The organism is Paraburkholderia azotifigens (assembly GCF_007995085.1).
Taxonomy (GTDB): Bacteria; Pseudomonadota; Gammaproteobacteria; order Burkholderiales; family Burkholderiaceae; genus Paraburkholderia; species Paraburkholderia azotifigens.
Map to the genome: position 1 here is coordinate 1,995,212 of NZ_VOQS01000001.1, position 12,630 is coordinate 2,007,841.

At 63.8% G+C, this 12,630-nt stretch carries 11 protein-coding genes and 1 riboswitch; of the genes, 7 read left to right on the top strand and 4 right to left on the bottom strand.

Features of this window, described 5'->3' with window-relative positions:
* The first annotated feature begins 19 nt into the window (after nucleotides 1–19).
* Complete coding sequence (glpK, locus tag FRZ40_RS08885) at nucleotides 20–1,519, top strand: glycerol kinase GlpK (protein WP_147233895.1); 1,500 nt, start codon at nucleotides 20–22, stop codon at nucleotides 1,517–1,519.
* A 117-nt stretch (nucleotides 1,520–1,636) separates the two neighbouring features.
* On the top strand, nucleotides 1,637–2,323 hold the full coding sequence (locus FRZ40_RS08890) for an HAD family hydrolase (protein ID WP_147233896.1): 687 nt from the start codon (nucleotides 1,637–1,639) through the stop codon (nucleotides 2,321–2,323).
* A gap of 783 nt (nucleotides 2,324–3,106) precedes the next feature.
* On the opposite strand, the gene ribB is transcribed toward FRZ40_RS08890, so the two are convergent.
* The 4 genes from ribB to FRZ40_RS08910 all read right to left on the bottom strand — a co-directional run bounded on the left by ribB (nucleotide 3,107) and on the right by FRZ40_RS08910 (nucleotide 6,855).
* The gene (gene ribB / locus FRZ40_RS08895) at nucleotides 3,107–3,841 is read right to left on the bottom strand and encodes a 3,4-dihydroxy-2-butanone-4-phosphate synthase (RefSeq protein WP_147233897.1); all 735 of its coding nucleotides are present in this window, start codon (nucleotides 3,839–3,841) and stop codon (nucleotides 3,107–3,109) included.
* Between the two features lie 215 nt (nucleotides 3,842–4,056).
* A riboswitch (FMN riboswitch) is annotated at nucleotides 4,057–4,227 on the bottom strand.
* A gap of 75 nt (nucleotides 4,228–4,302) precedes the next feature.
* Nucleotides 4,303–5,031, bottom strand: coding sequence for a helix-turn-helix domain-containing protein (locus FRZ40_RS08900; RefSeq protein ID WP_147233898.1), 729 nt, complete (start codon nucleotides 5,029–5,031; stop codon nucleotides 4,303–4,305).
* Between the two features lie 229 nt (nucleotides 5,032–5,260).
* Nucleotides 5,261–6,439: an MFS transporter gene (locus tag FRZ40_RS08905; RefSeq protein WP_147233899.1), complete on the bottom strand. Its 1,179-nt coding sequence runs from the start codon at nucleotides 6,437–6,439 to the stop codon at nucleotides 5,261–5,263.
* Nucleotides 6,440–6,459: 20 nt separating this feature from the next.
* Nucleotides 6,460–6,855, bottom strand: a complete 396-nt coding sequence (locus tag FRZ40_RS08910; RefSeq protein WP_028364936.1) for a VOC family protein — start codon at nucleotides 6,853–6,855, stop codon at nucleotides 6,460–6,462.
* A gap of 113 nt (nucleotides 6,856–6,968) precedes the next feature.
* On the opposite strand from FRZ40_RS08910, the gene FRZ40_RS08915 reads away from it, so the two are divergent.
* The 5 genes from FRZ40_RS08915 (at nucleotide 6,969) to FRZ40_RS08935 (ending at nucleotide 11,929) form a co-directional block, all read left to right on the top strand.
* The gene (locus FRZ40_RS08915) at nucleotides 6,969–7,994 is read left to right on the top strand and encodes a LysR family transcriptional regulator (RefSeq protein WP_147233900.1); all 1,026 of its coding nucleotides are present in this window, start codon (nucleotides 6,969–6,971) and stop codon (nucleotides 7,992–7,994) included.
* A gap of 204 nt (nucleotides 7,995–8,198) precedes the next feature.
* Nucleotides 8,199–9,569: a tRNA (N6-isopentenyl adenosine(37)-C2)-methylthiotransferase MiaB gene (gene miaB / locus FRZ40_RS08920; RefSeq protein WP_028364938.1), complete on the top strand. Its 1,371-nt coding sequence runs from the start codon at nucleotides 8,199–8,201 to the stop codon at nucleotides 9,567–9,569.
* A 33-nt stretch (nucleotides 9,570–9,602) separates the two neighbouring features.
* The gene (locus FRZ40_RS08925) at nucleotides 9,603–10,700 is read left to right on the top strand and encodes a PhoH family protein (RefSeq protein ID WP_028364939.1); all 1,098 of its coding nucleotides are present in this window, start codon (nucleotides 9,603–9,605) and stop codon (nucleotides 10,698–10,700) included.
* A gap of 30 nt (nucleotides 10,701–10,730) precedes the next feature.
* Complete coding sequence (gene ybeY, locus FRZ40_RS08930) at nucleotides 10,731–11,192, top strand: rRNA maturation RNase YbeY (RefSeq protein ID WP_028364940.1); 462 nt, start codon at nucleotides 10,731–10,733, stop codon at nucleotides 11,190–11,192.
* 83 nt (nucleotides 11,193–11,275) lie between these two features.
* Nucleotides 11,276–11,929 (top strand): gamma-glutamylcyclotransferase, encoded by a 654-nt coding sequence (locus FRZ40_RS08935; RefSeq protein ID WP_028364941.1) that lies wholly within the window; start codon nucleotides 11,276–11,278, stop codon nucleotides 11,927–11,929.
* Nucleotides 11,930–12,630: the final 701 nt, after the last annotated feature.

A 12,630-nucleotide genomic window follows, 5' to 3' on the forward strand; every position in this document is an offset into this window, starting at 1 on the left:
AACGCATGGAGAAGAGACGATGCAGGATCAGTACATCCTGGCGCTAGACCAGGGCACCACGAGTTCGCGCGCGATGCTGTTCGATCGCAAGGGCAATGTCGTCTCGGTTGCGCAGAAGGAATTCCGGCAGATTTATCCGCATCCGGGCTGGGTCGAGCACGATCCGCAGGAAATCTGGGCGACGCAGGCGGGCGTCGCGGCCGAAGCCGTCACGCACGCCGGACTGAACGGCACGTCGATTGCCGCGATCGGCATCACGAACCAGCGCGAAACAACGATCGTCTGGGACCGCGAAACAGGGCATCCCATTTATAACGCGATCGTCTGGCAGGATCGCCGCACAGCTGATTTCTGCGACCAGCTGAAGGCGCAAGGCCTCGAAGACAAGGTCCGCGCGAAGACCGGCTTGCCGATCGATTCGTACTTCTCCGCAACGAAGATCCGCTGGATTCTCGATAACGTCGACGGCGCGCGCGACAAGGCCAGGCAAGGCAAGCTCGCTTTCGGCACGGTCGACAGCTGGCTCGTGTGGAACTTCACGAAGCACGAATTGCATATCACCGACGTGACCAACGCATCGCGCACGATGCTCTTCAACATCCACACGCTGCAATGGGACGACGAGCTGCTCGACGCGCTCGACATTCCGCGCAGCATGCTGCCCGAAGTGCGTCCTTCGTCGGAAGTGTATGGGCCGACGAAGACCACCGTGTTCGCATCGAAGATTCCGCTTGCGGGCATCGCAGGCGATCAGCACGCGGCGCTCTTCGGCCAGATGTGCACGCGTTCCGGCATGGTGAAGAACACCTACGGCACGGGCTGCTTCCTCGTGATGAACACGGGCTCGAAGCCGATCGAGTCGAAGAACAATCTCGTCACCACGATTGCATGGCAGATCGGCGATCAGGTCAACTACGCGCTCGAAGGCAGCATCTTCATCGCGGGCGCTGTCGTGCAGTGGTTGCGCGACGGGCTGGGCATCATTCGCAGCGCGTCGGAGGTCGAGACGCTCGCGCGCGGCGTCGAGCATTGCGACGGCGTGTATCTCGTGCCGGCGTTCGCGGGCCTCGGCGCGCCGCACTGGAACGCGCGCGCTCGCGGCACGCTGTTCGGCGTGACGCGCGGCACGACGTCGGCGCACATCGCGCGCGCGGCGCTCGATTCGATCGCGTATCAATCCGTGGACGTTCTCAAGGCAATGGAAGCCGACTCGGGCATCCATATCGACGAACTGCGCGTGGACGGCGGCGCGTGCGCGAACAATCTGCTGATGCAGTTCCAGGCCGACATTCTCGGCGTCGACGCCGTGCGTCCGAAGGTCGCCGAAACGACGGCGCTCGGCGCTGCGTATCTTGCTGGGCTCGCGACGGGCTACTGGAAAGACATCGACGAATTGCAGAAGCAATGGGCGCTCGACCACCGCTTCTCCCCGTCGATGCCTGCCGCCGACGCGAAGGCGTGCCTGGACGGCTGGCAGCGAGCGATCCGCGCGGCGAAGGCGTGGGCTGACGCGCCGTGATTCCACGCGTGCCCGATCCGGCGCGGCGGGCCGTGAAGCACGTATGATGTGGCTTTCCGCCTGCGGCGCTGCGCGTAGCGGTGTTTGCAGGCGGCGCTTCCCTTCCGTTTTTTCCGCATGATCGACCATCTCATTTGCGACTGCGACGGCGTGCTCGTCGACAGCGAAGTCATTGCCGACCGTGTGATGCACGACACGCTCGCCGCTACTTTTCCGACACTCGATTTCGATGAAATCTGCAAGACTGCGTTCGGTCAGCAGACTTCGCGCTTTCTGAAGAGCGTCGAAACGGCGCTCGACATTCAGTTGCCCGCTGATTTTTTGCAGACCGTCGAAGCGAATGTCGAAGCGGAGCTGGCGTCATCGTTGTCGGCGATCAGTGGCGTGCGCGATGCGCTGCAGCGGGTGCCGTTGCCGGCCGCCGTCGTATCGAACAGCCGGATGACGCGCGTGAGCGCATCGGTGCGGCGCGCGGGACTCGCCGAGATTTTTGGGTCACGGGTGTTTAGCGCTGAGCAGGTCGCGCGGCCCAAGCCGTATCCTGACGTGTATCTGTTTGCTGCGCAGCAATTGGGCGTTGAGCCTTCGCGGTGCGTTGTGGTCGAGGATAGCGTTTCTGGGTTGAATGCCGCTCGCGCGGCGGGAATGATGACTGTTGCGTTTGTTGGCGCTAGTCATATTCCTGATGGCTACGCCGATGTGCTGCGGAATCTGGGTATTACCCGGATCATGAAACACATGGATGAGTTGCCTTCATTCGTTCAGGCAGGGATGCGGGGGGAGTTTCGGGGCGTGCAGTCGTAGTTGGGGTTTTTGTCTGTCTGCGACGCTAGTCGCCATTCTGGTTTTTGGTTTTTGCTGCGCTGGCATTCGCGAATTCGTGGCGGGCATCCGCGATTTCGTGTCGTAGTTCAGGCGTTGCCCCTGTGCGGGGCGGCACTTACTTTCTTTGCCGCCGCAAAGAAAGTAAGCAAAGAAAGCGGGCTAACACCGCCAATACTAGCCATTGCCTGCGGGCCCCCAACGGGTCCCGCACTCCACACGGCATCAAGCTACTCAATGCCCGTTGCCAGCGCTCCTGGATTCGCATCCCCCACTCCACACTCCCACGTCACGACCTCGTTACCAGGAAGTCCACGGCCGCCCAGGTGGCAAACGGTGTGTAGGCCGTCGCGATCGAAGTGCACCACTCCGGACTTAAAAGCAGGATCGGTGTCGTAGAAGCGCGAACGCGTAAGGTGCGACCACCTACACACCGTTTGCCACCTGGGCGGCGCAGACGGTTCGCTGCCGCGTGCTGCGCTACGAGTGATTGAAGTGGGTGAGGCGCCTGTCAAAGGCGTTGGCAACGCACATGAAATCGTGCGTTGTCGTCTGAAGTGCGAGACCCGTTGGGGTCCCGCAGGCAAACACAAGAACTGGCGGGGTGAGCGGCTTTCTTTTGCCTACTTTTCTTTGCCGCTGCAAAGAAAAGTAGGTGCCGCCCCGCACAGGGGCAACGCCTGAACTACGACACGAACTCGCGGAAGCCAGCGCAGCAAAAACCAAAAACCGGAATGGCGACTAGCGTCGCAGACAAGAAAAACCTCAAACCTCGACACAATCCTCCCGCGCGACCAAAAGCGCGCGCCGAAACTCCACCAGTTCGGCAATAGTCAACATCGGCATGGAATGCCTGGCAGCGAACGCCTCAACATCAGCCCCACGCATCATGGTGCCATCGGCATTCATCAACTCGCACAGAACACCGGCGGGCTTCAGCCCCGCCAACGTCACGAGATCGACGGTTCCTTCCGTATGCCCGCGGCGCGCCAGCACGCCGCCCGGCATCGCGCGCAACGGATACACGTGACCAGGACGCACGATATCCGCAGGCTTCGCGTGATCCGCAATCGCAGCACGGATCGTCGTCAGCCGGTCCGCAGCGGAAACGCCCGTCGACACGCCCTCGCGCGCTTCGATCGATACCGTGAACGCCGTCGTATTGCGGCTTTCGTTGTGAGCCGTCATCGGCGGCAACTCGAGTGCGCGCACTTTTTCGTCGGTCAGGCACAAACACACAATGCCGCTGCACTCGCGGATGAACAGCGCCATCATCTCGACGCTCATGCGCTCGGCGGACATGATCAGGTCGGCTTCGTTCTCGCGATCGTGATCGTCCTGCAGCACGACGGCACGGCCTTCGCGCAACGCATCGAGCGCGGCGGCAATGCGCGGCGGAACGGGTTCGGAGGCCAGCAACGGGAGATCGGCGACGGCATCCTCCGCGACGACGGACGGTGCAGGCCAGGCATAGGCAGCAGAAGTGGATACAGCGGACATGTGAAACGCTCCTCGCAAGAGTGTGGGCGAAAAACGTTTCAGGGCATTGCAAACAGACAAACGCGTCCCGTCAGCCGCAACAGCTGTCATGCAACGAACGGACAGACCACGTGCCGCTCGCAATGAGCAGCATGGCGACCACCTTCTCGCATGAGACGGGCCAACGCGCCAATGACGCGCCATTCCCGTCGACAGGAACAGTCAGATGACTATCTGCACATCTTCTTCCATCCGGACTCTAACCGTCGGCTCTGGCGTCTCACCAGATCTGCTGACCCTGCATCCGAACTGCAACGCAGGCGCTCGCGGGCTCGCAGATTCGCGCGCCTGATGCGCGCCGCCTGCATACCGCCGGTGGGGAATTTCGCCCCGCCCTGAAGACGTACTGATTGCCGGATCGATCCGGCTCGCAGAGCATACAACAACCTCGCGCGGCGTGCAGCCCGCGCGTGCCACGCGTTTCATCCTTCGGAATGCGCGTTCGCGAGTTGCGCGTCGTTCGGCGCGCCGTTAGTCACGTCATGCGGCACGTCCCAGCGCGGCGGCGTCTCGGCATTCACCGTCACGCGAAATGCGCGCGCTTCCGTATCGCCGGGATTGCGCAGACTGTGCGGCTGGTCGGCGTCGAAGACGATCGAATCACCCGTCGCAAGCAGCTGGCGACGATCGTGCACGCTGACTTCGATCGTCCCCACGCTGACGACGAGATTCACCAGCGTTCCCGGCGCGCGTCGCGTGCCCGGCTCGGTGTGCAGCGGCGCAATGCGCAGCTCGTGAAATTCGGCGGTCGACGGCTCGGCGTCGGGATGCAGCGCGCGCGTCCAGTAGCGGCCATTCGACGTGACCACGCGCGCCGAGCGCTCTGCTGGCAAATGCTCGAAGCCGTTCACGGCGTGCTGGCGCAAAAACGCGGCGACCGACACCTTCAACGCCGCCGCGACCTTGCACAGCACCTTGATCGACGGCACGCTGCGCGCCGATTCGATCTGCGCGAGCATCGCACGCGACACGCCCGATGCGCGGGCTAAAGCATCGAGCGACAACTGACGCTCGGCGCGCAGCCTCGCCAGATTCACGCCGACACGATGTTCGAGCGCATCGAATTCGGAAGAGCGCGGTTCGTCGTGAGCATGGGCCGCATCGTGGCCTTCGGACGCGCGGTCGCGTACGAGCGCAAGCGGTGACTGCATGATTGCCTCCAGAAGCTCCGCTACGGTGCGGAGCAAGCACTAGTGGAGGCAAGACTAGCACCCGGTTTTGCCGCGCCCAACGAAGTTATCTTCACACTGTTATCACGATCGCAGCGGACCGATATGCGCTGACGTGCGATGCGGTTAGCACGCGGCGGCTCATAAAAAAGATGCCCATGCTTCGCAAAGCATGGGCATCGGAATCACCTCGCGGCCAACGCTGACTCGATCAAACCCGCTCGCGCACGTCCCGCGTGACGAGGGTGGCGGGCGTATCCATCCGCGCGGCGATCCACGTCAGCGCCAACGCAGCCAGCGCGACGACGGCAGCCACGTACGGCAGCGCATCGAGCCCGTAACCGTGGCTGATCGCGAGGCCGCCGAGCCATGCGCCGCCTGCGTTGCCGACGTTGAACGCACCGATGTTGAGCGTCGAAGCGAGATTCGGCGCAGCCTTCGCTTTCTCGACGACGCGCATCTGCAGCGGCGGCACCGTCGCGAAGGCCGCGATGCCCCAGATGAACACGGTGATGCCCGCCGCGACCTGCGAATGGCTGGTATGCGCGAACACGGCCATCACGACGGCGAGCGCGATCAGAATGCCCATCAGCGACGGCATCAGCGAACGATCCGCGAGCTTGCCGCCCACCGTGTTGCCGACCGTCAGACCCACGCCGAACAGCACGAGGATCAGCGTGACGCCGTGCGGCGTGAAGCCGCTGACCTGTTCGAGAATCGGCGCGATGTAGGTGAACACGACGAACACGCCGCCGAAGCCGAGCACCGTCATCGTCAGCGCGAGCCAGACTTGCGGTTCCTTCAGCACGCGCACTTCGTGACCAAGACCGGCAGGGCCCGTGTCGTGCCGGTTCGGCACCAGCGCCGTGACGCCCGCGAGCGACAGCACACCGAACGCGGCGACGATCCAGAACGCGACGCGCCAGCCGAACTGCTGCCCGATGAACGTGCCGAACGGCACGCCGAGCACGTTCGCGAGCGTAAGCCCCGTGAACATCAGCGCAATCGCGCTGGCGCGCTTTTCCTGCGGCACGAGCGACGCGGCCACCACCGCGCCGATGCCGAAGAACGAGCCGTGCGCGAACGACGTCACGACGCGCGCGATCATCAGCACCGAATAGTCGGATGCGATCGCGCACAGCACATTGCCGACGATGAACACGCCCATCAGGAGTTGCAGCGCGAGCTTGCGCGGCATCTTGCTGGTGACGACTGCGAGCAGCGGCGCGCCGACGGCCACGCCAAGCGCATAACCGCTGACGAGCAGACCGGCCGAAGGCAGCGACACGGCAAGGTCTTTCGCCACGTCGGGCAGCAAACCCATGATGACGAACTCGGTCGTGCCGATGGCGAATGCGCTGATGGCAAGCGCAAGCAAGGGAATGGGCATGGGAAGCTCCAGAAGACGATTCAGTGGGACGCGCGCGCGGCGTTGCGCGCCGCCGTCACGAACTCGACGACGACGGACGACGCCAGCGCGACGAACAGTTGCACTTCACCCGAGAGCGGCACATCGGCCGTCTGATACGCGACGCCTGCCCTTTCCATCCGCGCAAGCAGCGCCTGCCACGCTTCGCCGTCGTCGAGACGGAACGCGATGTGGTCGATACGCGGGCTCGTGCGACCGGCTTGATACGGCAGCGTCGAGTCGACGAGATGGATCACAGGACAGCCATCCGCATACAGCCAGTGACCGCCGACGCCGAACGGCGGCCGCAGGCCGTCCGTCAGCCCGGCGACATCGACGAAAAACCGTCGGGTGGCGTCGAGATCGGCGGTGACGATCGTCGCGTGGTCGAGATGCATGATGCGGCTCCGGGTAAACGCGGGTGTCGCGTTGTCAGGATCGGATTGTCCGCGTACGCCTTGAATTTGATAATTGGCGTACCATTTGAAGGATTTTCAAATAGCGCTGGATAATGACCGACAACCTCGGTGACATCCGTCTCTTCGTCGAAGCGGCGCAACTGGGCAGCCTGTCGGCGGCGGGCCGCAAGCTCGGCCTGACGCCCGCGGCGGCCAGTGCGCGCCTCGCGAAGCTCGAAGGCGGGCTGAAAGCGCGCCTCTTCGAGCGCACCACGCGCCAACTGCGTCTCACCGACGTAGGCCGTCTGTACCTGAGCGGTTGCCAACAGGCGCTGCGCGCGCTCGACGACGCCGAAGCCGCACTGCAGGAAGGCCAGAACGCCGTGCGCGGCAAGGTGCGCATGTCCGCGACGTCGGACTTCGGGCGCAATCTGCTGATGCACTGGCTCGACGAGTTCAACGCGCTGTACCCGGACGTCACGTTCGCGCTGACGCTGTCCGATTCGCTGCAGAATCTGGTGCAGGAAGACATCGATCTCGCGATCCGCTTCGGCGTGCCGCAGGACAGCTCGCTGGTCGCGCGCTGGCTCGCGCCGAATCCGCGTGTGCTGTGCGCGTCGCCCGAATACATCGCGCGGCGCGGCGAGCCGCAAGATCCGCTCGATCTGGCGCGTTTCGACTGCATCGTGCTCGGCACGGCGTCGGGGCCCGTCAACGAATGGCGCTTCACGCGCGGCGACGAAATCGTCACATACACGATTCCGCTCGAATCGGCGCGCGAAACCAACGACGGCGCCGTCGCCCGCGAATGGGCGCTGCGCGGCTACGGCATCGTGATCAAATCGATGTGGGACGTCGAAGCCGACCTGAAAAGCGATGGCCTGCGCGTGCTGCTGCCGGACTGGCGCTATCCCGATGCGCCATTGCATGCGCTCTACCACCGCAACCGCTTCATGGCGCCGCGCGTGCGCGTGCTGCTCGACTTTCTCGCCGAACGCTTCGCGAGGACGACGGGCGAACTGGAAGCGCAACCCGGCCTGCGTCAGGCACTCGGCGACGCGCGAACGTCACACCGCGGCGCGCGGAAACCGTCCGCCGGTGAAAGAAAACGGCCTGCCGACGCCGAACGGGACGCATGACGAACGCCCGGCACGCCGCCAAAGCCCCACGCCGCAAAGGGCTATAATGTTGGACTACGCTGTAAAAGCGCGTTTCGGGCGCTCCGGCCCCGCTTCGCCCGGCCCTTTGCTCCGGCATTTCGCGCCGCGGCGCCACGCGTTTTTGTCTCTCTTCACCTTTTTACTGACGCCCCCAGGTTAATTACTGCGACCGGCGAACAATCGATGACCAAGAAAGTTTATGTAAAGACCTTTGGCTGCCAGATGAACGAGTACGACTCCGACAAGATGGTCGACGTACTCGGCGCAGCCGAAGGCCTCGTCAAGACCGACACGCCCGAAGACGCCGACGTCATTCTGTTCAACACGTGCTCGGTGCGCGAAAAGGCGCAGGAGAAAGTCTTCTCCGATCTCGGCCGCGTGCGCGAACTGAAGGAAGCGAATCCGAATCTGCTGATCGGCGTCGGCGGCTGTGTGGCGAGCCAGGAAGGCGCGTCGATCGTCGCACGCGCACCGTACGTCGACCTCGTGTTCGGTCCGCAGACGCTGCATCGTCTGCCGCAGATGATCGATCAGCGCCGCGCAAGCGGCCGCGCGCAGGTCGACATCACTTTCCCGGAAATCGAGAAGTTCGATCACCTGCCGCCCGCGCGCGTCGACGGTCCGAGCGCGTTCGTATCAATCATGGAAGGCTGCAGCAAGTACTGCAGCTATTGCGTCGTGCCGTACACGCGCGGTGAAGAGGTGTCGCGGCCGCTCGACGACGTGCTCACCGAAATCGCCGGTCTCGCCGATCAGGGCGTGCGCGAAGTCACGCTGCTCGGCCAGAACGTGAACGCGTACCGTGGCGCGATGACGCTCGGCGCGACGGAAATCGCCGACTTCGCGACGCTGATCGAATACGTCGCGGAAATCCCCGGCATCGAACGGATTCGCTACACGACGTCGCATCCGAAGGAATTCACGCAGCGCCTGATCGATACCTACGCGAAGGTGCCGAAGCTCGTCAGCCATCTGCATTTGCCCGTGCAACACGGCTCGGACCGCATCCTGATGGCGATGAAGCGCGGCTACACGGTGCTCGAATACAAGTCGGTGATTCGCAAGCTGCGCGCGATCCGTCCGGATCTGTCGCTGTCGACGGACATGATCGTCGGCTTCCCCGGCGAGACGGAAGAAGACTTCGACAAGATGATGCAGCTCGTGCACGACATGAGCTACGACACGAGCTTCTCGTTCATCTACAGCCCGCGTCCCGGCACGCCCGCCGCGAATCTGCACGACGACACGCCGCGCGAAGTGAAGCTGCGCCGTCTGCAGCATCTGCAGGCGACCATCGAGGAAAACGTGCAGCGCATCAGCGAGGCGATGGTCGGCAAGGTCGAGCGCATTCTGGTCGAACGGCCGGCTCGCAAGGACCCGAACGAACTCGCGGGCCGCACGGAAAACAACCGCGTCGTGAATTTCCCGGCGCCCGTGGAAACGCACGCGCGCCTGATCGGACAGATGATCGACGTGAAGATCGTGCACGCGTACCCACACTCGCTGCGCGGTGAACTCGTGATGGTTCACGACACCGCGCCCGCCGCACATTAAGCTGCAGCGCACTGACAGGACCGAATCCAAGCCTTGAAGACCACTCAGCAACATCTGGAATTCACTGCGCCGCACGAAGACAACGCGCGGCTTGCCAACCTCTGCGGGCCGCTCGACGAAAACCTGCGGCAGATCGAGCAGGCGCTCGACGTCACGCTGCAACGCCGCGGACACCGCATCAGCATTCGCGGGCGCGGCGCGAAAGTCGCGCTCAACGCGCTCGAAAACTTCTACAACAGCGCGCGCGATCCGTTGTCCGTCGACGATATCCAGCTGGCGCTCGTCGAAGCGCGTCATCCCGCCAACAACGGCCGTCCGAACGGCGGCAGCGGCGACACGGAAGAACTCGATCCGCGCTTTCGCGGCGACCCCGACCATCCGTTCGACGAGCCGGCGCATGAAGGCGTCGACGAAGTCGAGGAACTGGGTCCGAAGCTGTACACGCGCCGCGCCGATCTGCGCGGCCGCACGCCTGCGCAGCGCGAGTATCTGAAGCAGATCGTCTCGCACGATGTCACGCTCGGCGTCGGCCCGGCGGGTACGGGCAAGACGTATCTCGCCGTCGCCTGCGCCGTCGATGCGCTGGAGCGCGATCAGGTCAAGCGCATCGTGCTGACGCGCCCTGCCGTCGAAGCAGGCGAACGCCTCGGCTTTCTGCCCGGCGATCTCGCGCAAAAGGTCGATCCGTATTTGCGGCCGCTGTACGACGCGCTTTACGATCTGCTCGGTTTCGACAAGACGGCGAAGATGTTCGAGCGCCAGATGATCGAGATCGCACCGCTCGCATACATGCGCGGCCGCACGCTGAATCACGCGTTCATCATTCTCGACGAGGCGCAGAACACGACGCCCGAGCAGATGAAGATGTTCCTGACGCGTATCGGCTTCGGCTCGAAGGCGGTCGTCACGGGCGACACGACGCAGATCGACTTGCCGCGCGGCCACAAGAGCGGACTGATCGAAGCGCAGCACGTGCTCGCCAACGTGCGCGGCATCGCGCTCACGCGCTTCACGAGCGCGGACGTGGTGCGGCACCCGCTCGTCGCGCGCATCGTCGAGGCTTATGACGCGCACTCGAAGAAGGAAGCGGGAGAGTCGGAATCGGTCAATGCACGCGACGCCGCGAAGTGACACGGACATGACCGCAACGAAGAACGACGCATGAGCCGCGCCCCGAAACTGTCGCTGAATCTGCAATTTCCCGCTGGAAAGGCGTGGCCCGAACACAAGGCGCTGTTGCCTAAGGCAACCGTCGCCGCGTGGATCAAGGCCGCGCTGTTCGCGGATGCCGAGCTGACCGTGCGTTTCGTCGACGCCGACGAAGGCCGCACGCTGAACCGCACGTATCGCGGCAAGGATTACGCGACCAACGTGCTGACGTTCGCCTATGCGGAATCGGAAGACGATCCCGTCACGGGCGACCTGATCTTGTGCTGCCCTGTCGTCGAGAAAGAAGCGAGCGAACAGGGCAAGCCGCTCGAAGCGCATTACGCGCATCTGCTCGTCCACGGCACGCTGCACGCGCAGGGTTACGACCACGAGGACGAGGAAGAAGCCGAAGAGATGGAAGCGATTGAAACCGAGGTGCTCGGCAAGCTCGGCTTCCCTGATCCGTACGAATGAGGCTCGATAGCAGGACGTTCGAGCCGGCCGTCGACGTCGATCGCAGGCTCTGAATCCCCGCACAGCCAACCGGTCGAATCAACGTGAGCCAACCCGTTTCAACCCCACCGTCAACGCTTCCGCCCTGCCCCGGCTATCCTCCGTCGCTGGGCGAATCGCGTCTGCTGACGGACGACGAACTGCGCGCCTCGCTTGATTGCTCGCTGCGCGACTGGGATCGCAAGCGCGATCTGTGGCTGTTCGGCTACGGGTCGCTGATCTGGAACCCCGGCCTGCCGACGGTCGAAGCGCTGCGCTCGCGGGTGCATGGTTATCACCGGGGGCTGTATCTGTGGTCGCGCGTCAATCGCGGCACGCCGGAGCAGCCGGGGCTGGTGCTCGCGCTCGATCGCGGCGGATCGTGCAGCGGCATTGCATTCCGCCTCGCCGCCGAGGGCGCGATGCCGCATCTCGAAGCGCTATGGCGGCGCGAAATGGCAATGGGGTCGTACCGTCCGGCATGGCTGCCTTGCGTGCTGGCCGATGGTCGGCGCGTCGATGCGCTCGCGTTCGTGATGCGGCGCGATGTGGCTTCTTATACGGGGAAGCTTTCTGACGACGTCGTTAGGGCCGTCCTCGGGTGCGCTTCGGGGCGCTATGGCACTACGCTTGACTATGTGAGTCGCACGGTTGCGGCTTTGAGGGAGAGCGGAATGCCCGACCGGGCGTTGGAGGCGCTGTTATCCAGGTGTGGATAAGGGTTGGGGTTGGTTTTTGCCTCTACGGGCATTTGCTGGGATTCGCTGGCATCCGCGGTTTCGTATCGGTACTTCAGGCGTTGCCCCTGTGCGGGGCGGCACTTACTTTCTTTGCCGCCGCAAAGAAAGTAAGCAAAGAAAGCGGGCTAACACCGCCAGTTCTTGTGGTTGCCTGCGGGCCCCCAACGGGTCCCGCACTCCAGACGGCAACGCGCTATCCCATGTGCGTTGCCAGCGCCTTTAACCGGCGCATCACCCTCTCCAGTCACCCGTAGCACAGCCAGCGGCAGCGATTCGTCTGCGCCGCCCAGGTGGCAAACGGTGTGTAGGTTGTCGCACCTCTTACGCTGGCGCTCCCACGACACCGATCCCGCTTTTCTGTCCGGAGTGGTGCACTTCCGTCGCGACGGCCTACACACCGTTTGCCACCTGGGCGGCCGTGGACTTTCTGGTAACGCGAAACGTGACGTGGGTAGGTGAAGCGGGTGAGGCGTGAGTGAGTACGCTGGCAACGGGCGTGAGACAGCGCGATGCCGTCTGGAGAGCGGGACCCGTGGGGGGCCCGCAGGCAACCACTAGAACTGGCGGGGTGAGCGGCTTTCTTTTGCCTACTTTTCTTTGCCGCTGCAAAGAAAAGTAGGTGCCGCCCCGCACAGGGGCAACGCATGAAGCACCGATACGAAACCGCGGATGCCCGCGCA

What these genes read in the sequence shown, in the direction of transcription:
- glpK (WP_147233895.1), top strand. Translation starts at nt 20, where the DNA reads ATGCAGGATCAGTACATCCTGGCGCTAGACCAGGGCACCACGAGTTCG.
- FRZ40_RS08890 (WP_147233896.1), top strand. Translation starts at nt 1,637, where the DNA reads ATGATCGACCATCTCATTTGCGACTGCGACGGCGTGCTCGTCGACAGC.
- ribB (WP_147233897.1), bottom strand. Translation starts at nt 3,841, where the DNA reads ATGTCCGCTGTATCCACTTCTGCTGCCTATGCCTGGCCTGCACCGTCC.
- FRZ40_RS08900 (WP_147233898.1), bottom strand. Translation starts at nt 5,031, where the DNA reads ATGCAGTCACCGCTTGCGCTCGTACGCGACCGCGCGTCCGAAGGCCAC.
- FRZ40_RS08905 (WP_147233899.1), bottom strand. Translation starts at nt 6,439, where the DNA reads ATGCCCATTCCCTTGCTTGCGCTTGCCATCAGCGCATTCGCCATCGGC.
- FRZ40_RS08910 (WP_028364936.1), bottom strand. Translation starts at nt 6,855, where the DNA reads ATGCATCTCGACCACGCGACGATCGTCACCGCCGATCTCGACGCCACC.
- FRZ40_RS08915 (WP_147233900.1), top strand. Translation starts at nt 6,969, where the DNA reads ATGACCGACAACCTCGGTGACATCCGTCTCTTCGTCGAAGCGGCGCAA.
- miaB (WP_028364938.1), top strand. Translation starts at nt 8,199, where the DNA reads ATGACCAAGAAAGTTTATGTAAAGACCTTTGGCTGCCAGATGAACGAG.
- ybeY (WP_028364940.1), top strand. Translation starts at nt 10,731, where the DNA reads ATGAGCCGCGCCCCGAAACTGTCGCTGAATCTGCAATTTCCCGCTGGA.